Origin of the sequence: Massilia sp. Bi118, assembly GCF_918697865.1 — a bacterium.
Classification (GTDB): domain Bacteria; phylum Pseudomonadota; class Gammaproteobacteria; order Burkholderiales; family Burkholderiaceae_D; genus Telluria.
This window is the reverse complement of sequence record NZ_CAKKMV010000002.1, coordinates 379451-399354: the sequence shown is the minus strand read 5'-3', so window position 1 is coordinate 399354 and position 19904 is coordinate 379451. Positions and strand designations below refer to the sequence as shown.

The 19904-nt window shown below is 66.8% G+C and carries 15 protein-coding genes; 5 read left to right on the top strand and 10 right to left on the bottom strand.

Going from position 1 to position 19904, the window contains the following annotated elements:
- Positions 1-83: 83 nt before the first annotated feature.
- The 7 genes from LQV39_RS04415 to LQV39_RS04385 all read right to left on the bottom strand — a co-directional run bounded on the left by LQV39_RS04415 (position 84) and on the right by LQV39_RS04385 (position 10287).
- The gene (locus LQV39_RS04415) at positions 84-2759 is read right to left on the bottom strand and encodes a nitrate reductase (protein WP_230020529.1); all 2676 of its coding nucleotides are present in this window, start codon (positions 2757-2759) and stop codon (positions 84-86) included.
- The gene (locus LQV39_RS04410) at positions 2756-3955 is read right to left on the bottom strand and encodes an NAD(P)/FAD-dependent oxidoreductase (protein WP_230020528.1); all 1200 of its coding nucleotides are present in this window, start codon (positions 3953-3955) and stop codon (positions 2756-2758) included. The genes LQV39_RS04415 and LQV39_RS04410 overlap by 4 nt, the downstream gene beginning before the upstream one ends.
- 1 nt (position 3956) lies before the next feature.
- Positions 3957-4304: a nitrite reductase small subunit NirD gene (gene nirD, locus LQV39_RS04405; protein ID WP_230020527.1), complete on the bottom strand. Its 348-nt coding sequence runs from the start codon at positions 4302-4304 to the stop codon at positions 3957-3959.
- A 20-nt stretch (positions 4305-4324) separates the two neighbouring features.
- A complete protein-coding gene (gene nirB, locus LQV39_RS04400) occupies positions 4325-6868 on the bottom strand; it encodes a nitrite reductase large subunit NirB (RefSeq protein ID WP_230020526.1) in 2544 nt (847 codons plus the stop codon).
- A 13-nt stretch (positions 6869-6881) separates the two neighbouring features.
- A complete protein-coding gene (locus LQV39_RS04395) occupies positions 6882-8174 on the bottom strand; it encodes an MFS transporter (RefSeq protein WP_230020525.1) in 1293 nt (430 codons plus the stop codon).
- A 213-nt stretch (positions 8175-8387) separates the two neighbouring features.
- Positions 8388-9551 carry a CmpA/NrtA family ABC transporter substrate-binding protein gene (locus LQV39_RS04390; protein ID WP_230020524.1) on the bottom strand — a complete coding sequence of 388 codons (1164 nt, stop codon included), beginning with the start codon at positions 9549-9551 and terminating at the stop codon, positions 8388-8390.
- A gap of 103 nt (positions 9552-9654) precedes the next feature.
- Positions 9655-10287 (bottom strand): ANTAR domain-containing response regulator, encoded by a 633-nt coding sequence (locus LQV39_RS04385; protein WP_230020523.1) that lies wholly within the window; start codon positions 10285-10287, stop codon positions 9655-9657.
- Between the two features lie 211 nt (positions 10288-10498).
- Here LQV39_RS04385 and LQV39_RS04380 point away from each other — a divergent pair, with 211 nt between their 5' ends.
- The 4 genes from LQV39_RS04380 to LQV39_RS04365 all read left to right on the top strand — a co-directional run bounded on the left by LQV39_RS04380 (position 10499) and on the right by LQV39_RS04365 (position 15753).
- Positions 10499-10738 (top strand): hypothetical protein, encoded by a 240-nt coding sequence (locus LQV39_RS04380; RefSeq protein ID WP_230020522.1) that lies wholly within the window; start codon positions 10499-10501, stop codon positions 10736-10738.
- Positions 10739-10751: 13 nt separating this feature from the next.
- A complete protein-coding gene (locus LQV39_RS04375; RefSeq protein WP_230020521.1) occupies positions 10752-10895 on the top strand; it encodes a hypothetical protein in 144 nt (47 codons plus the stop codon).
- A gap of 169 nt (positions 10896-11064) precedes the next feature.
- On the top strand, positions 11065-13464 hold the full coding sequence (locus LQV39_RS04370) for a prolyl oligopeptidase family serine peptidase (RefSeq protein WP_230020520.1): 2400 nt from the start codon (positions 11065-11067) through the stop codon (positions 13462-13464).
- Between the two features lie 54 nt (positions 13465-13518).
- Positions 13519-15753: a hypothetical protein gene (locus tag LQV39_RS04365; protein ID WP_230020519.1), complete on the top strand. Its 2235-nt coding sequence runs from the start codon at positions 13519-13521 to the stop codon at positions 15751-15753.
- Positions 15754-15771: 18 nt separating this feature from the next.
- Here the strand turns inward: LQV39_RS04365 and LQV39_RS04360 are convergent, their stop codons facing one another.
- From LQV39_RS04360 to LQV39_RS04350, 3 genes are all read right to left on the bottom strand, one after another.
- A complete protein-coding gene (locus LQV39_RS04360) occupies positions 15772-16290 on the bottom strand; it encodes a DUF2726 domain-containing protein (RefSeq protein WP_230020518.1) in 519 nt (172 codons plus the stop codon).
- A gap of 67 nt (positions 16291-16357) precedes the next feature.
- Positions 16358-17590 (bottom strand): M20/M25/M40 family metallo-hydrolase, encoded by a 1233-nt coding sequence (locus LQV39_RS04355; protein ID WP_230020517.1) that lies wholly within the window; start codon positions 17588-17590, stop codon positions 16358-16360.
- Between the two features lie 18 nt (positions 17591-17608).
- Entirely contained in the window at positions 17609-18829 is a 1221-nt protein-coding gene (locus tag LQV39_RS04350) for a urate hydroxylase PuuD (protein WP_230020516.1), read from the bottom strand.
- 119 nt (positions 18830-18948) lie between these two features.
- Here LQV39_RS04350 and LQV39_RS04345 point away from each other — a divergent pair, with 119 nt between their 5' ends.
- Positions 18949-19887: a LysR substrate-binding domain-containing protein gene (locus LQV39_RS04345; RefSeq protein WP_230020515.1), complete on the top strand. Its 939-nt coding sequence runs from the start codon at positions 18949-18951 to the stop codon at positions 19885-19887.
- The last annotated feature ends 17 nt before the right edge of the window (positions 19888-19904 follow it).

The window sequence follows — 19904 nt, the reverse complement described above, 5'->3', positions numbered from 1 at the left end:
GATGATGAAACCATTCTAGGCAGGGAATGCCCGCCGGGCCGAGAATTTGAGACGAACTGCAAAAATCGCCGGATGGCCTGCGCTTATTGCGCCTTGATGGAGGCCTCGCCGAGCAGCGCGCGTATCTCCGGCACGCAGGAACCGCAATTACCGCCCGCCTTGACGCAAGCCGTGACCGCGGCCGCATCCGTCAAGCCGTGCTTCTCGATGGCGATCCGGATCGTGTTGCGGCCGACGCCGAAGCAGGAGCAGACGGTCGGTCCCGGATCGGCCCCTTGCTCGCGCGCGCGGCCGGACAGCAGGCCGATGCGGTCCTGCGGGCTCAGGCTCTCCTGGCCGAACATCTGCGCCAGCCAGGCCCGCGCCGGCAGATCCTGGCGCTGGGAGACGAACAGGCAGGCCTCGATGCGGCCGTCGACCAGGTGGGCGGCGCGGTAGATGCCGCCGTTGCGGTCCTCGAGCTCGATCCAGTCGGCGTCTTCATCTTCGACCTGCAACAGCTTGCGCGCCCAGCCGGCGGCATCGGCAAAAGGCTTGCGTCCCGCCAGCTCGTAGCGCACGACATCCCTGCCCTGGATGCGGGTCCAGTTGGCCGCTTCCTGCAGCGGCAGCGCCGCGCGGCTGAGTATGAAGCCATACCAGTGCACGCCGAAAGGCTCGACGCGCACCGGCGTGTGCTTGAATTCCGGCTCGCCCGAGACCGGGTCCACCGCCGGGTTCACCATCGCGCCCACGCACGCATCGGAGGCCGTCTGGCCGCTCCAGTGGATGGGTATGAACACGCTGCCGCGCGCGATGCCGCCGCCGTGCTGGACGCGCGCCACCACCGCGCCCCAGCTGCTGCTCACGCGCGCCAGTTCGCCGGCCTTCACGCCGCACAGCAGCGCATCCTGCGGGTGCAGGTCGACGAAGGGTTCCGGCAGGTGCTCGGCCAGCTTGACCGAGCGGCCGGTGCGCGTCATCGTGTGCCACTGGTCGCGCACGCGGCCGGTGTTCAGTACTAGCGGAAATTCAGCGTCGGGCAGATGCGCGGGCAGGCGCGCGCGGGTGGCAACGAAGCGCGCCTTGCCGTCCGGGTAAGCGAACTGGCCGTCGCCGAACAGGCGTTGCGTGGCCTCGCCCTGGCGGCGGACCGGCCACTGCACCGGTTCCAGCGCATCGTATTCGGCGCGGCTGAGACCAGCGAGGCCGCCGATATCGAACACGCGGCGGCGCTGGCTGCCGGCGCCGTTCTGCCAGCTGGACAGGCGCGCATGCTCGTCGAAGATCTGCTGGGGCGCCGTGAAATCGAAACCGCTGAAACCCATGCGGCGCGCGACCTCGCAGACGATCTCCCAGTCCGGCCTCGCCTGGCCCGGCCTTGATAAAAAGGCGCGCTGGCGCGAGATGCAACGCTCGGAATTCGTGACAGTGCCATCCTTCTCGCCCCAGCCCAGGGCCGGCAGCAGCACGTGGGCCAGCTGGTTGGTGTCGGTGCCCAGCACGATGTCCGAGGCCACCACCAGCTCGCACTTTTCCAGCGCCCGCCGCGCCTGGTCCGCATCCGGCAGGCTGACCAGCGGATTGGTGGCCATGATCCACACCGCCTTGACCTTGCCCTCCTCGATCGCGCGGAACAGCTCGACCGCTTTCAGGCCCGCCTTGTCCGTCATCCGCGGCGCATCCCAGAAGGCCCGCAGGGCGGCGCGCTGGGACGGATCGTCCAGCTCCATGTGCGCCGCCAGCATGTTCGCCAGCCCACCCACTTCACGCCCGCCCATCGCGTTCGGCTGGCCGGTCAGCGAGAACGGTCCCATGCCGGGACGGCCGATACGGCCGGTGGCGAGATGGCAGTTGATGATGGCGTTGACCTTGTCGGCGCCGCTGGACGACTGGTTCACGCCCATGGTGAAGGCGGTGACGGTTTTTTCGGTGTCCGCAAACAGCTCGTAGAAGGCCAGCAGCTGCTGCGGGTCGAGCCGGCAGGCCTTGGCCACGTCCAGCAGGCTGCCCGCTTCGCCCGCCGCGTCCAGCGCCTCGCCCAGGCCGGCGGTATGGGCCTGTACCCAGGCGCTGTCCAGCGCGCCCTGGGTGGCCAGGTAGCCCAGCAGGCCGTTGAACAGCCAGACGTCGCTGCCGATTTTAAGCGGCAGGTGCAGGTCGGCCAGGTCGCAGGTGGCGGTGCGGCGCGGGTCGATCACCACGACCTTCATCTGCGGGCGCGCTTCCTTCGCGCGGACGATGCGCTGGTACAGGGTCGGGTGGCACCAGGCCGCGTTCGAGCCCACCAGCACCACCAGGTCGGCCAGCTCGAAGTCTTCGTAGCAGCCGGGCACGAGATCTTCGCCGAAGGCCCGCTTGTGTCCCGCCACGGCGGAGGACATGCACAGGCGCGAGTTGGTGTCGATGTTCGCGCTGCCGACATAGCCCTTCATGAACTTGTTGGCGACGTAGTAGTCCTCGGTCAGCAGCTGGCCGGAGACGTAGAGGGCCACTGCATCCGGGCCGTGCTCGGCGATGATCTTCCGGAATCCGCCTGCTAGCTTATCCAGCGCCTCGGCCCACGAGGCTTCGCGCAGGCCCTCGTCGTCGCGCAGCATCGGCGCCAGCAGGCGGCCCTCGAGGCCGACGGTTTCGCCCAGCGCCGAGCCCTTTACGCACAGGCGGCCCTGGCTGGCGGGATGGGCCTCGTCGCCGGCGATGGCGATCGAGCCGTCCAGGCTCCTTTGGGCGCGCACGCCGCAGCCGACGCCGCAATAAGGACAGGTGGTACGAATCATGAAATCCCGAACAGAAGCTGGTTGCGAAGAGCGGAGATATCGGTGCGGTTCTGGATCAGGTCGAAGTACCAGGGGCCGTCGGCGACGTCGCCGTACAGCACCGCGCCGGTGAGATGACGGCCGCTGACCACCAGGCGCTTGTACACGCCGCCGCGGCGGTCGCGCAGCACCAGGTCTTCGCTCCCGTCCCCGCCGAGGATGTCGCCGGCCGAGTACAGGTCCACGCCGGTCACCTTCAGCCTGGTGGCGGTGGCCTGCTGCACGTAGCAGCGGTGGCCGCTGCCCGCCAGGTGGGCCGCACAGACCCGCGCCTGGTCCCAGATCGGCGCCACCAGGCCGAAGGTGGCGCGGCGATGCTGCACGCATTCGCCGACGGCGTAGACGCGCGGATCGTAGGTCTGCAGGGTGTCGTCGACAACGATGGCGCGCTCCACGTGCAGGCCGGCTCCTTGAGCCAGCGCGACATTGGGCCGCACGCCGGCCGCCATCACGACCAGGTCTGCCGGGATCGTCTCGCCATCCTCGAAGCGCAAGGCCTGCACGCGGCCCTCTCCCTCGATGGCGGCAGTCTGGCGGCTCAGGAGGATGCGCAGGCCGCGCCGCTCCAGCGAGGCGCGCAGCAGTTCGGCGGCGGCAGCGTCCAGCTGCTGGTTCATCAGGCTGGCCGTCACGTGCACCACCGTCACGTCCATCCCCTGGCGCAGCAGGCCGTTGGCCGCTTCCAGCCCGAGCAGGCCGCCGCCGATCACCACCGCGCGGCCGCCGGAACGTGCGGCCGCCAGCATCGCATCGACGTCGTGCAGGTCGCGGAAACCTATCACGCCCGGCAGCGCGTGGCCTGGCACCGGCACGATGAAGGGTTTCGAGCCGGTGGCGATCAGCAGGCGGTCGTAGGACACGTTCAGTCCGGACGCTGCATGGACGATGCGGCGCTGGCGGTCGATGCGCACAGCCGGGTCGCCGGCATGCAGGGTAATGCCATTCGCCGCATACCACTCGCGCGTATGGAGCATGATGTCGGCCACGGTCTTCTCGCCCGCCAGCACCGGCGAGAGCAGGATCCGGTTGTAGTTCCCGTGCGGCTCGGCGCCGAACACGGTGATGCGGTACATGTCGGGCGCCAGCTTGAGCAGCTCCTCGACCGTGCGCATGCCGGCCATGCCGTTGCCGATCACGACCAGCGCTGGCTTGTCCATGCTAGGCCCCTACCCAGACCTGGCCGTCCTGGACCCGCACCGGATAGCTGGACACCGAGTTGTGCGGCGCCTCCAGGCACTCGCCGGTGCGCAGGTCGAAGTGCTGCTTGTAGATGGGCGAGGCCACCACCACGCGCTCGCCGATGCTGCCGACCAGCCCGCGCGACAGGACAGCCGCATGCGAATTCGGGTCGTAGTTATCGATGGCGAACAGGTCGGGGGATTCGGCGCCGAGGCGGAACACGGCCACCTGGCGGCCATTCAGCAGCGCGCAGACGCCGGTATCCGGCACGATGCGGTCGAGGGGGCAGATGACGTTCCATTGGTTGAGCTGAATATCGCGGTGCATGTCGTTCTCCTGAAAATGTATCAAGCGCTGCGGGTGATGGGAATGACGCGGCGCTCGTCCAGCCTGGCCGGCCTCAGCTGGCCGCGTTCCGGCATGAAGACCACGTTGTCGTCGACGCTCTCGCTGTTGACGAAGCTGCGGAAGCGCGCACGCACGGCCGGGTCCTCGACCGCGTTCTTCCACTCGTCGGCATAGCTGTCGACCACGCGCTGCATGTCGGCTTCCAGTTCGGCGCCGATGCCGAGGCTGTCCTCGACCACCACCTGCTTCAGGTAGTCCAGGCCACCCTCAAGACTTTCGCGCCAGGTGCTGGTGCGCTGCAGGCGGTCGCCGGTGCGCACGTAGAACATCAGGAAGCGGTCGACCAGCTTGACGACCGTCTCTTCGTCCAGGTTCGACGCCAGCAGCTCGGCATGGCGCGGCTTCATGCCGCCGTTGCCGCACACGTAGAGGTTCCAGCCTTTATCGGTGGCGATCAGGCCGACGTCCTTGCCCTGGGCTTCGGCGCACTCGCGGGTGCAGCCGGACACGCCGAACTTGATCTTGTGCGGCGCGCGCAGGCCCTTGTAGCGCTTTTCCAGCCGGACGCCAAAGCCGATGCTGTCGCCGACGCCGTAGCGGCACCAGGTCGAGCCGACGCAGGACTTCACGGTGCGCAGCGACTTGCCGTAGGCGTGGCCGGATTCGAAGCCGGCCGCAATCAGCTCTTCCCAGATCGCCGGCAGCTGATCCACGCGGGCGCCGAACATGTCGACCCGCGCGCCGCCCGTGATCTTGGTGTACAGGCCGTATTTCTTGGCCACCTGCCCCACCGCGATCAAGCCGTCCGGCGTGACTTCGCCGCCCGGCATGCGCGGCACCACGGAATAGGTGCCGTCCTTCTGGATATTCCCGAGGAAGTAATCGTTCGAATCCTGCAGGCTGGCGTGTTCGGGCTTCAGCACGAAATCGTTCCAGGTCGAGGCCAGGATATTGGCGGCGACCGGCTTGCAGATGTCGCAGCCCAGGCCCTTGCCGTGCTTGCCGAGCAGCTCGCCGAAGCTCCTGATCTGGCCGATGCGCACCAGGTGGTGCAGCTCCTGGCGCGAATAAGGGAAGTGCTCGCACAGGTGATTGCTGACGGCCAGCCCGGCCTTCACCATCTCCGCCTTCATGATCTGGTTCACCAGCGGCACGCAGCCGCCGCAGGAAGTGCCGGCCGTGGTGCAGGCCTTGACGGCAGCGATATCGCAGGCGCCGCCCGCCACCGCGTCAAGGATGGCGCCCTTGCTGACGGCATTGCAGGAGCAGACCTGGGCCGTGGCCGGCAAGGCATCCACGCCGATGGCCGGCGCCATACCCCCTTCGCTCTGCGGCAGGATCAGGAACTCAGGCGCGCCTGGGAGCTTCAGGCCGTTCAGCATGGTCTGCAGCAGATTGCCGTATTCCCCGGCATCGCCGACCAGCACCGCACCCAGCAGGCGCTTGCCGCAATCGGAAACCACGATTTTCTTGTACACGCGCTTGCGCTCGTCGCTGAACTGGAAGCTGCGGCTTCCTTCAGTATGGCCGTGCGCGTCGCCGATCGAGGCGACATCGACGCCCATCAGTTTCAGCTTGGTGCTCATATCTGCGCCGGCGAAGGTCCCTTCCTTGCCGAGCAGCGCACGCGCCACGGTGCGCGCCATGTCGTAGCCCGGGGCCACCAGGCCGAAGGTCTGGCCCTGCCAGGCCGCACACTCGCCGATCGCGTAGACGTGCCGGTCGGATGCCAGGCAGGCGTCGTCGATGGCGATGCCGCCGCGCGGGCCGAGTTCCAGTCCGCAGGCGCGCGCCAGCTCGTCGCGCGGACGGATGCCGGCCGAGAACACGATCATGTCGGTCTCGAGGAAGCTGCCGTCGGCGAATTCCATGCGGTGGGCGGCGCCTTCGCCGTCGACGATGCGCAGGGTGTTCTTCTGCGTGTGGACCGTCACGCCCAGTTCCTCGATGCGGCCGCGCAGCATGCGCCCACCCAGCTCATCGACCTGCACCGCCATCAGGCGCGGCGCGAATTCGACCACGTGGGTGTCGAGCTGCATGTCGCGCAGGGCCTTGGCGCATTCGAGGCCCAGCAGGCCGCCGCCGATCACGACGCCGGAACGCGCCTTGGCGCCGCTTTCGCGGACGACCCAGGCCAGCATCGCTTCCAGGTCTTCGATGGTGCGGTAGACGAAGCAGCCGGCGCGCTCGCGGCCCGGCACTGGCGGCACGAAGGGCGAGGAACCGGTGGCGAACACCAGTTTGTCGTAGCCGAGGACTTCGCCGCTGGCCAGGGTGACGGTTTTTGCCAGGCGGTCCACCGCCGTCACCTTCGCGTTCAGCTTCAAGCTCAGGCCCGGGCGTTCGAAAAAGCCCGGCGCCACCAGCGACAAGTCGTCGGCGCTGCGGCCGGCAAAGAATTCCGACAGGTGCACGCGGTCGTAGGCGGGACGCGGTTCTTCACACAGCACGGTGACATCGAAGGCCGACGCGCTGGCATCGCCGTACAGGGTTTCGAGGAATTTGTGGCCCACCATGCCGTGGCCGATGACGATCAGTTTCATGATTCAAGAGTCCTTATGCAGCGGCAGGCGCCGGGGTTTCAGCCGCGGCGGCGCCGAAGCGCACGCCGATGGCGCACACGCTGGCCACCAGCACCACGCCGCCGAGGATGAGCAGGGTCTGGCGCACGTCGCCCGTGCCTTTCATGAGGAAGCCGGCCAGCACCGCGCCGACGTTGCCGCCGGCGCCGACGATGCCTGCCACGCCGCCCAGCGCCTTGCGGTTTACAAAGGGCACCAGCGCATAGGTGGCGCCACAAGCCATGTGGGTGCACATGCCGAAGGCCAGCATCGCCACGATGGCCAGCGACACGCTGGCGATCTGCGAGAACCAAAGCAGGCCCAGGCCCTCGCCCACCATCAGGATGAAGAGCAGGTTGACGCGGCTGTTCAGGCTCCCTTTCGCGGCCGCCTTGTCGGACAGCCAGCCGCCGAGGGCGCGGGCGAACAGGGCCAGCAGGCCGAAGCTGCCGGCCGCCATCCCCGCTTCCTTCAGGGAGAGCTTGAAGTGGTCGACGTAATAGACCGCGGCGACGTTGTGGATGAACAGTTCGATGCCGAAGCAGGCGCCGTAGGTGACGAACAGCAGCCACGCGCGGTAGTTGCGGCAGGCCTCGATGAAGCTCGCCATGCCGCCCTTGCCGCTGGCTTCGAAAAGGATGTCGGCTGCGCGCAGCTCGGCGTAATTCCCTTCCGGGCAGTCCTGGGTGAACTTCCAGTAGACCACCGCCATCGCCAGCATCAGCACGCCCGGCACCAGCAGCGCCACGCGCCAGCCCATGGTCTCGCTCACGCCCAGCATGATCACGGCGCCCATCAATAAAGGCATGCTGGCCTGGGCGACGCCGCCGCCGCTGTTGCCCCAGCCGGCCGCCGCCGCATTGGCGGTGCCGACCACGCGCGGGCCGAACATCACCGAGGTGTGGTACTGGGTGATCACGAAGCTGGCGCCGACCGCGCCGATCCCGAGCCGGAACAGCAGGAAGCTTTCGTAGCTCTGGGCCATGGCCACGCCCAGCACCGGAATCGCGCCGATGGCCAGCAGGCCGGTATAGGTCTTGCGCGGACCGAAGCGGTCGCACAGCGGGCCGACCAGCAGGCGCACGAGGATGGTGATGGCGACCGCCGCGATGTTGATGTCGGCGATCTGCGAGATCGACAGGTGGAACTCGCCTTTGATGACCGGCATCAGCGGCGCGCAGGCGAACCAGGCGAAGAAGCAGACGAAGAAGGCCACCCAGGTCAGGTGGAAGGCACGCATCTGCGGCGTATTGAAGGAGAACAGCTTGATGTTATTCGCTTTGGCCATGAATCGCTCCCGAAAAAAGAAAGGCGCCCGCTGCCTGGCCGAGCACGTGATGCGTGTTCGGGTGCAGCGGACGCCGTTGTCCTGTGCGCCGGTCCTTCGTTGGACCGGCTGGTGTTCATGGGGATCGCCGTTGATCCTCGATGGGAGTGTTTGCAAGAGCCGTGCCAGAAGCGCTTCCCTCAGGCGCGGGCGGCAATCCTCAGTGCATGCGCTTCATTGCGGTGCACCATGCGCGAAAAGGGGGCGCGGGGCTGCACCGTCAAAGGCAGAGATATAAGCGCGTGGGTCGCAGCCATTCCAGACCCGGCCGTCCATCAGTACGGAAGAACGCAGGAGGCCCGCAGGCGCCGCCACGCCCGCCAGCTCGGCGGCTTCGCGGTACAGGCCGACCCGGTTCACGCGGGCGGCGACGGCCAGGTAATCCGGGTCTTCGCGCAGCAGGCCCCAGCGCCGGTGCTGGGTCATGAACCACATGCCGTCGGACAGCCAGGGGAAGTTGGCCTCGCCATGCGCGTGGAAGTGCAGCGGATCGGGGTCGAGCCAGCCCCGTCCCAGGCCGTCTTCGTAGCGGCCCTGCAGGCGCCCGGCGATCAGCTCGCGGCCGGCGTTGACCCAGGCCGGGCTGGCGAGGATCTCGGCGGTGGCGTCGCGGTGCCCGGGCGAGGCGTCGATCCAGCGCCCCGCTTCCAGCAGCGCCCCCACCAGCGCGCGACAGGCTTGCGGATTGGCGTCGGCGAAAGCGGCGGTGGCGCCCAGCGCCTTGCCGGGATGGTCGGGCCAGATGTCCTGGCTGGCCGCCACCGTGACGCCGCAGCCGTCCTGCACCGCCCGCGCGCCCCAGGGTTCGCCGGCGCAGAAGCCGTCGATATGACCGGCCGCCAGGCTGGCCGCCATCTGCCCCGGCGGCACGGTGGCGGACTGGATGTCGCGCAGCGGATCGATGCCGGCCGCGGCCAGCCAGTAATACAGGAACATCGCGTGGTTCCCGGTCGGGAAGGTGTGCGCGAACGTGAATTTGCGGCGGTTGCGGCGCATGTGGGCCGCCAACGATGGGCCGTCGAACACGCCCTGCTCCGCCAGCGCGCGCGACAGGGTGATGGCCTGGCCGTTGCGCGACAAATTCATCAGCACCGCCATTGGCACGGCGCGCGAGCCGATGCCCATCTCGACGCCATATATGAGCCCATACAGCACGTGCGCGGCGTCCAGGCTGCCTGCGATCAGGCGGTCGCGCATGCCTGACCAGGAGTGCTCGCGGCTGAGAACCAGCTTGATGCCATGTCTTTCGTCGAGGCCAAGCACGGAAGCCATCACCAGCGGGGCGCAGTCGGTGAGCGGCATGAAGCCGGCGCGGATGGGGGTGAATGATGAGGTCATATTAGTTTCCCACCGTCGTTCCCGCGAAAGCGGGAACCCATACTGAGCCGAACGAAGACGCTCTGCATGGATTCCCGCTTCCGCGGGAATGACGTATTAATGTTTACAGTAGGTCTTCCACATCCAGCACGCGCTGCGCCACTTCCCCCAGCCTCAGCTTCCGGTTCATCGCCATGCTGCGCAGCCGCTGGTAAGCCTGCTCCTCGCTCAGGCCGCTGCGCGCCATCAGCACGCCCTTGGCTTTTTCCACTAACCTGCGCTCGGCCAGCTGGCGCCGCGTGTCGGACAACTCATCCAGCAGCTTGCGCTCGCGCCGGAAGCGCGCCAGGGCCACGTCCAGCACGGGCTTCACGCGCTCGGCCTGCAGCCCGGCCACGATATAGGCCGAGACGCCGGCATGCAGTGCGGCGTCCATGCTGGACGGGTCCTGGTCGTCGGTGAACAGCACGATCGGGCGCGGCTCGTCGCGGGTGGCGATCACGATGTGCTCGAGCACGTCCCTGGCGTCGGATTCGCTGTCGATGATGATCATGTCCGGCTGGATCTGGGCGATCCGCTCGGGCAGGAAGATATCGGCCGGCAGCGAGGCGACAATGTCGTAACCGGATTCCAGCAGTCCGATGCGCAGCGCGGTATTGCGTTGCGCCTGGGCCGCCATGGCCTGTTCGCCAGCGCCGGGCGCGGTGTTGACCACGAGGATGCGCAGGGTGGGCCGGACGGTAGGTGGCGATTTCATGCCAATGGGATATGCAATTTTCGGGCCAGACCCCTACGCGACTATCCGCCGAGATATTTCTGAAACGAATATCAGAGCCAAAGACGGACCACAGTTTTCTTTCAGAAAACATTCATGAAACTAATGAAGAACATCACAAACTAAAAGTTCCCTTATGTCTGAAGTCTACCTATACTGCACCGCAACAACACAGTATTTATCGGAGAACTTCATGAGCACCGCAACGATCACCCAGGCGCAGGACAAGGGACTGCGCCACCAGTTTGCAGAGACCGCCCGCACCATCCGCGCCTTCGCGATCGAACTCTATGTCGCCCACGGCGGCTGGTTCTCGCACGACGCCAAGCGCGCCGAGCAAACTTCGCGCCGCCAGCTGTTGTCGCTGGCCGCCGCTGCCGAATCCCATAGCCCGGCCCTGTCGGCCGAACTGCGCAACTTCGCTTCCAAATAACAAGGACACCATCATGACTCCAGTCGAATACGTCACCGTCGCCATCTCGGCCCTGGCCATCGTTACCCGCATCGTGTTCTTCATCCGCAACCCGTCCGTGACCACCCCGGCCGAACTGTGGATTGCCGATCACCCCCAGCTGAAGGAACTCGGCTAAGCATTACCTGGTCGTACCGCTCGCTTCTCCGCGCCCGGCATTGGCCGGGCGTTGTCGTTTACGGGCGTACGTACGCAGGCATGCGACGCATGCATACCTAATTCCCACCCTGCATCAATGTCGGCTGAGCTAGAATGTTTTTTTGCAATTTCTACTCCGACAACCGACGATGCGCCTTCCTCTCTCCGCTTCCGCTCTCACCGTCCTGGCCGCGCTGCTGGCCACCCCTGCAACAGCCGCGACGCCGGTAACGCTCGACCAGGCCATGGCCCATCCCGACTGGATCGGCACGCCCGTGGAAGCCGCCTGGTGGAGCTGGGACGGCAAGCAGGTCCTGTACAAGCAGAAGCGCACCGGCTCGCCGCTGCGCGACATCTGGCAGACCGGCGCCACCGCCGGCATCAACAAGGCACGCCTGGTCGGCGACGCCGAGCTGTCGAAAATCGACAGCCCCGACGTGGCCTACAACCGCGAGCGCACCCGCGCCATCCTGCTGCGTAACGGCGACCTGTTCGAGCGCGACCTGAAGACCGGCGAGCTGGCGCAGATCACGCGCGCCAGCGGCGTGGCCATCGGCGGCGTGCAGTATTCCGCCGACGGCCGCAGCGTGCAGTTCCGCGTCGGCGACGACTGGGCCAGCTGGGACCGCGCCAGCCGCCTGATCGCGCCGCTGGCGGTGCTGCGCGCGGCCAAGGATCCGAATGCGGCGCCGGAAGCGGACGCGCTGCGCGACATGCAGCTGCGCCTGATCGCCACCCTCAAGCGCCAGAAGGATGAGCGCGAAGCCCAGCGCAACCGCGCGGAAGAAGAACGCCGCGCCGACCCGACCCGCGCCCCCGCCCCGATCTACCTCGGCGACAAGCTGGCGATCGTGACTTCGCACCTGTCGCCGGATGGGCGCTGGGCACTGGTGGTGACCGGTCCGAAGGACGCCGACAAGGGCCGCGTCGGCAAAATGCCGCGCTACGTGACGGAATCCGGCTACGAAGAGACCTCGGACGAGCGCACCCGCGTCGGCCGCAAGGATCCGCGCCCGCATGGCCTGAAGCTCGTCAACCTGCAGACGCGCGAAGTGAAGGACCTGTCCTTCGACGTCCTGCCCGGCATCAAGGACGATCCGCTGGCCGCCTTGCGCGCCGAGCACAAGCTCGACGCGCTCAAGGGCAACCGCCCGGTGAAGGTCGGCTTCGGCGGCGAAACGGTGGTCTGGAGCCCGAACGGCGCGAATGCGGCGGTGATGCTGCGCTCGGTCGACAACAAGGACCGCTGGATCGCCACCGTCGATCTGCCGCGCGCCGCGCTCAAGCCTGTGCACCGCCTGACCGACCAGGCCTGGGTCAACTTCGACAACAGCGAATTCGGCTGGCTGCCGGACAACGGCACCCTGTGGTATCTGTCCGAGGAAAGCGGCTACTCGCACCTGTACACGCTGGACGCAAGCGGCCGCACCCGCGCCCTCACGGCCGGCAAATGGGAAGCTTCGGATGTAGCCTGGTCGCGCGACGGCGACACCGCCTGGGTCATCTGCAACCGCAAGGACCCGGGCACCTACGAGGTCTGCGCCGTCAACGCCAGGGATGGCGCCACCCGCGAAGTCAGCAGCCTGGATGGCGGCGTCGAGGACTTCCGCCTGTCGCCGGACCAGCGCAAGCTGCTGGTGCATTACTCCGGGCCCTACCTGCCGCCGCAGATCGCCACCCTGCCTTCGAACGGCGGCGAGGCGGTCAAGCTGACCGACACCCGCACGGCCGAATTCAAGTCCCACGACTGGATCCAGCCGCAGTTCGTGACCGTCCCCTCGACCCACGGCGCGGATGCGATCTGGTCGAAACTCTACCGGCCAGCCCGGCTGGAAGCGGGCAAAAAATACCCGGTGGTGATGTTCGTGCACGGCGCCGGCTACCTGCAGAACGTCTCGCACCGCTACACGCCCTACTTCCGCGAGCAGATGTTCCACAACCTGCTGGTACAGAAGGGCTACGTGGTACTGGACATGGACTACCGCGCCTCGAAGGGCTATGGCGCCAAGTGGCGCAACGCGATCTACCGCCAGATGGGCCATCCGGAGCTGGACGACTACCTGGACGGCGTCAACTGGATGGTCGCGAACCAGCAGGGCGATGCGAAGAATGTCGGCGTCTACGGCGGCAGCTACGGCGGTTTCATGACCTTCATGGCGCTGCTGCGCGCACCGGAGGTGTTCAAGTCCGGCGCCGCGCTGCGCCCGGTCACCGACTGGACCACCTACAACCACGAGTACACCGCCAACATCCTGAATACGCCGGACGTCGATCCGGAAGCGTATAAAGTGTCCTCGCCGATCGAGTACGCGCAGAACCTGAAGGGCAACCTCCTGATCGCGCACGGCATGGTCGACGACAACGTGTTCTTCCAGGACTCGGTGCGCATGGCCCAGCGCCTGATCGAACTGAAGAAGGACAACTGGGAACTGGCGCCCTACCCGATGGAACGCCATTCCTTCGTGCAGCCGGAGAGCTGGTACGACGAGTACCGCCGCATCTACCAGCTGTTCGAGCGCACGCTCAAACAGCCGTCATCCACGCAATAACGGTATCATCGGGGCGCCTTCGGGCGCCCTTTTCAATTCAGCTGCCGATATCCCATGCCCGCATCCCGACTGTCCTTCGCCTTCTCGAGCGCCGCCCTGCTGTCCGCCACCGCCGTCCTGGCCCAGAGCCTGCCCGAGACCGGCAAGCTTGACGACAGCAAGGTAACGCAAGCGCGCTACGGCAGCGCAGCGGCGCCGGCCGCCGGCCTGCCGCCAGGCGCGAAGGCGGCGCCACAGGCGAACGCCTCCTCGGCGCCGGCGACCTTCCAGACCACGCCGGACTGGGGCGACGCGATCACGGGCGTGGTCGTGGAAGCGGAGGACGCCGGCGGCAAGGCTTCGATTCCCGTCACCTTTGGCCAGGTGTTCGCGCCGGGCGACCTGAAACGCGGCGATGTTCTGCATGGCCGTTTGGCGGATGGCCGCGCGCTGCCGCTGCAGGTCGACGTCAAGGCCACGCACCCGGACGGCTCGGTGCGGCATGCGGTGATCAGCGCCGTGCTGCCGGGCGCCGGCAAAGCCGGATCGCAGGCGCTGGCGCTGGTGAAAGGCAAGGAGAGCGCCGCCAAGCCCGCCGCGCCGGCCTCCGTACAAGCCTTGCTCGACGCCGGCTTCAGCGCCACGGCCAGCGCCAGCATCGGCGGCCAGGCCTGGACCGCCTCGGCCGACAAGCTGCTGCGCCAGAAGCCCGAGGTATGGCTGGACGGTCCGCTGGTGACCGAATGGCTGGTCTCGGCCCCGCTCAGGAACGAGAAAGGCGTCGAGCATCCGCGCCTGAGCGCGCGCTTCGCGGTGCGCTGGTACCGTGCGCTGGGCAAGGCGCGCGTCGACGTCAGCATCGAGAACGCCTGGGCCTTCCAGCCGGCGCCGCGCAACGAAACCTACGACGCCAGCATCCAGGTGGGCGGCAAGGAGGTGTATGCGAAACAGGACCTGGTCCACTACAACCAGGCGCGCTGGCGCAAGACCTTCTGGTGGGGCGAGGTGCCGGCGGTGCACCTGCGCCACGACAGCGCCTACCTGATGGCCTCGCGCGCATTGCCGAACTACGACCGCTCGGTGCACGTGGCCGACCGCGCGCTGGCCGAGCTGAAGTCGAAATGGAGCGGCGAGAGGACGGAACCGATGGGCATCGGCCTGGCGGTGCCCTACATGCCGACCACCGGTGGGCGCAACGACATCGGCCTGCTGCCCGGCTGGGCCGCGATGTACCTGCTCAGCATGGACAAGCGCGCCGCCGAAGCCACGCTCGGCACGGCGGACCTGGCGGGAAGCTGGTCGGTGCACTACCGCGACCGGAAAACCGGCCGCCCCGTCAGCCTGATCGACTATCCCTACATGGGCATATTCGGTACCGAAGCCGACAAGCGCAACCCGAAGACCGGCAAATCCGAGGCCTTCCCGCCCTGCCCCAAGGACGCCTGCAAGACGCCTTACCACGCGGACGTCTCGCACCAGCCCAGCTTCGCCTACCTGCCGTATCTGCTGACCGGCGACTATTACTACCTGGAAGAGCTTGAATTCTGGGGAATGTACGACGTGTTCGAGTCGGTCCCAGGCTACCGCGATTTCGCCAAGGGACTGGTCAAGCAGGACCAGGTCCGCGGCCAGGCCTGGGCCTTGCGAACCTTGGGCGAAGCTGCCTACATCGTGCCTGACAAGGATCCGCTGAAGGCACATTTCAGAAGCATCGTGAAGAGCAATATGGACTGGTTCAACGCCGCCTATACGGATAATCCGGCCGCCAACAAGTTGGGCTTCATCGCCAACGGCCATGCGATCGAATACAAGAACGGTACCGGTATCGCGCCCTGGATGGACGACTTCTTTACCGCCGCGGTCGGGCATCTCACCGAGCTCGGCGCCGAGGGCGCCGGCCGCCTGCTGGCGTGGAAGGCGACATTCCCGATCCAGCGCATGACGGCGCCGGGTGCATGCTGGACCGGTGCATCGATCTATGCGCTGATCGTGCGCGATTCGTCCAGCGCACCCTTCTACCCGACCATGGCCCAGGCCTGGCGGGCCAGCCAAGCGCCAGGCATCGGCGAACTGGAATGCGGCAGCCCCGCACTGGCGCAGGCCCTCAAGCTCAAGTCCGGCGAGATGATCGGCTATGCTTCCAGCAACACCGGCTTTCCCGCCAACCTGCAGCCGGCGCTGGCCTATGCCGCGGATGCCGGCGGCAAGGCCGGGCAGGAAGCATGGCGCAAGTTCATGGCGCGCAGCGTCAAGCCGGATTACGGGATGGCGCCGCAGTTTGCGATCGTTCCGCGCGGCGCGCAGCCCTGAGCCTCAGATCTCTACCTCTCAGGTCTCTACCGCGACAGGGGCGGCAGCCGGGACCGGTCCAGCAGGAGAAACGGCAGGGGGAAGAACGGCGGCGCGGATCGCAATCGCCGGCGGCTTCTGGCGCGACTGGAACCGGACCGTCCTGTAGCCGCCCTGCTCCAGGCGCCCATCGCGCACCTTGTCCTTCACTTTCGAATGGGTGCGGTCGTCCAGCTCGACCACGGCGACGACTTCGCAGCGCTTGTTGCATACCACGTAGTCGATCCGCTGCTGCGCGATGCGCTGGCGGTCGCCGAAGGCCTGCTTGCGGTCCGTGCTGGCGGATTCGATCAGGGCCGACATGGCGACCTGGGGGAAGATGTAATGCTCAGGCAGGGCCGCCACCAGCCTGCCGAAAAACTCCATCTCGTTCTCCGTCATGATGGGGCGGCGCCTGTATTTCGCCGCGGGCCCGCGCTTGCTTGCCTGGCCCAGTACGAAGCGCATGAGCAGAATGAGCGCCAGCAGCACCGGCATGAGGTAGAAGAGATTGTTCATGACCGGCAGGATAGCAAGTAAGCATGCCCTGAAAATCCTCGCTTTGTCACCGCGCCGGCCGGCGCCTTCACGCTCCCAGCATATCGAGCAGCGTCAGCGCCACCACCTTGGTCGCCTTGCGCAAGTCCTCCAGGTCCAGCTTCTCGTCCGCCTTCTTGGCATTCGATTCGGGTACCGTGCGCGGGCCGGCGCCGTACAGCACGGCCGGGATACCGCGCTCGCCGTACAGGCGCGCATCCGCGTACAGCGGCGTGCCCCTGGCTTGCGGCGCTTCCCCCATCACGGCCTGGCCGTTGCGCTGCAGGCTCTCGACCAGCCGCTGGCCGCCCGGCAGCGGGCGCAGCGCGTGCGAGAGCAGCAGGCGGCGGATCTCCAGGCGGATGCCGGGGCAGTCCTTCACCGCATCCTCGATCAGCGCGCGCACCTGGGCCTCGACCGCCACCGGGTCCTCTTCCGGAATCATGCGGCGGTCCATCTTCATCACCACCTTGCCCGGCACGACGTTGGTGTTGGTGCCGCCGTCGATGCGGCCGACCAGCATGGTCGGCGAATCGATGCCGGGGACTTGCGACTTGATCTTCTTGAGCTCGGGCAGCTGGCCGTAGATGGCGTTCAGGATGCGCGTCGCGGCCTGCAGGGCGTCGACCGCCGTCTCCGGCATCGCGCCGTGGCCGGCCTTGCCGTGCACCGTGATCTCCAGCTGCAGGCAGGCGTTGTGGGCGGTGACGATGTCGTAGGCGAAGCCGGCGGCGATCACGAAGTCGGGCTTCGTCAGTTCCTGCTCGAGCAGCCAGCCGGGGCCGAGCAGGCCGCCGAATTCCTCGTCGTAGGTAAAGTGCAGCTCCAGCGCGCCCTTCAAGGGTGCGCCCAGCGCCTCGAGTGCGCGGGTGGCGAAGATGAAGGTGGCGAAGTCGCTCTTCGACACCGCCGCCGCGCGGCCGTAGATGAAGCCATCCTCGATCACGCCGCCATACGGAGGCTTGGTCCAGCCCTCGCCCGGCGGCACCACGTCGCCGTGGGCGTTCAGGGCCACGGTCGGTCCACCCTCGGCATAGGGCCGGCGCACGATCAGGTTGGTGATGCTCTGCATGCCGTAGTCGCGCACGCGGCCTTCGGGTACGGCGTGCTTTTCGGCCTGCCAGCCCCAGGCCGCCACCTTCCCGGCCACCGCGTCCGCGTGCGGCGCGTTGTTGCCGGGCGGGGTGTCGGTCGGGATGCGGATCATCTCCTGCAGGAAGGCCACCTGTTCATCGAAGTGGGCGTCGATCCACTGCAGCAGTTTTTCTTGTGTCGGTTTCATCAGTTCATTCCCGCTCATTCAGTTCGTTCTTGCACCGCCCTCGAACCAGGCAGCAAGCTGTGCGCGTTCGGCGTCCGTCATGTTCGTCATGTTCGCCAGCGGCATGGCCTTCAGCTGTACTGCCTGCTGGTAGATGCGCTGGGCGTTCTGCGCGATCCCGTGCGGGTCGTCCAGCATCACGCCGGCCGGCGCGGTGGCGAAGCCCGGCTGTGTCGGATGCGCCGCATGGCAGGATACGCAGCGTTGCTGGATGATGCCCTGGACTTGCGCAAACTGTGCGCCCGCGTCAACGCCTGCCGCCGCGGCCGATGCAGCCGGCGGTTTCGGCGCAATCGCAATCGCCACCGCCAGCAGCAGCACCACGCCCACCGCCGGGTACTGCCATTCGACACGGCCCTTGTGGCGCAGGTTGAAGAAGTGGCGGATGAAGACGCCGGCCAGCATGATCCCGGCCAGCACCGCCCAGGCATGCTCGTGGCGATAGGTCATCGCGAAGTGGTTGCTGATCATGATGAACAGCACCGGCAGCGTGAAGTAGTTGTTATGGACGCTGCGCTGCTTGCCGCGGATGCCGTAGATCGGGTCGGGCTTGTCGCCGGCGATCATCGCATTCACCATCTTGCGCTGGCCAGGAATGATCACCATCGCCACGTTGGCAACCATGATGGTGCCGATCATCGCGCCGACGTGGATGTAGGCCGCGCGCCCGCTCAGCCAGTGCGTGAGCACCCAGGTTGCGCCGACCAGCAGGGCGAAGATGACGGCGCCGAAGGCCAGGTCGTGCTTGCCCAGTTTCGAGCGGCACAGCAGGTCGTAGACCACCCAGCCCGCCACCAGGCTGCCGAGGCCGATGCCGACCGCCTGCCAGCTCGACAGGTCGGCCACGCTCCGGTCGACCATCATGGCCTGGGCGTTGAACCAGTAAACGATGATTAAAAGGGCAAATCCCGACAGCCAGGTCGAATAGGCTTCCCACTTGAACCAGTGCAGGTCGGCCGGCAGTTCGGCGGGCGCGACCAGGTATTTTTGCGGGTTGTAGAAACCGCCGCCGTGGACCGCCCACAGCTCGCCGGCGACGCCCTTCTTCGCCAGTTCGCCGCCGGGCGCCGGCGGGCGCAGCGAGTTGTCGAGCCAGACGAAATAGAAGGAAGCGCCGATCCAGGCGATGCCGGTAATGATGTGCAGCCAGCGAACCAGCAAATTCATCCATTCGAGGCCGTACGGAAGCAGGTAGTCCATGAACATCCTTCTGTTGAAACGGATTGCGCGCGATTACCACAAGATAAACCGGTTTCCATTTATTCAACATGAAAAATACCGTATATTCGACATAAGCACACGCATATACGAATCATCACATGAGCAGCCTCCCCCAGCACCTCGACCTGCACCTGATCCGCATCCTCTACCTGCTGCTGGTGGAGAAGAACGTGTCGCGCGTGGCCCTGAAACTGAACCAGCCGCAGCCCTCGATCTCGGCCTCGCTGCGCAAGCTGCGCGAGCTGACCGGCGATCCGCTGCTGGTGCGCGGCGCACGCGGCATGGTGCCGACCCAGCACGGCGAAAGCCTGCTCAAGCCGGCCAAGCGCATCCTCGACGAGACCGAGAGCCTGTTCATCAAGAAGTCGCCCTTCGTGCCCGAGGAGGCGGCGCGCACCTTCCACATCGCCGCGCCCGACTACCTGGACACCCAGTTCCTGCCCAGCGTGGTGGCCTCGATCCGCCGCGGTGCGCCGAACAGCAAGGTGTCCATCCACCACCTGGGCGCGGGCACGGACTACCTGCGCATGCTGTCCGACGGCGAGATCGACCTGGTGATCGCCAACTGGGACGAGCCGCCGGCGCACCTGCACATCTCGAAGCTGTTCGAAGACCCGATCATCTGCACCATGCGCGCCGACAGCGCCTACGCCAGGCGCACCGCCTCTGATGCGATGACGCTCGAGGACTACCTCAGCCTTCCGCACGTGGCGCCCTCGCCCATGCTGCCGGGCTACCACGGCGTCATCGACACCTTCCTGGAGCGCGAAGGCCTGCAGCGCAAGGTGGCGGTCGAGTCGCCCTACTTCGGCCTGATTCCCTACATGCTGACCCAGACCGACCTGGTGCTGACCACCGGCCGCCAGTTCATCCGCTTCTACGAGCGCACGCTGCCGCTGAAGAATTTCACGGTGCCGATCAAGTTCCCGCCGATGCGCTTCTACCAGCTTTGGCACCAGCGGGTGCATCAGTCACCGGAGCACAAGTGGTTGCGGGATCAGGTGACGGCGGCGGCAAAAGCATTGATCAAGCCGTAGGGTGGGCGGCCCCGGCC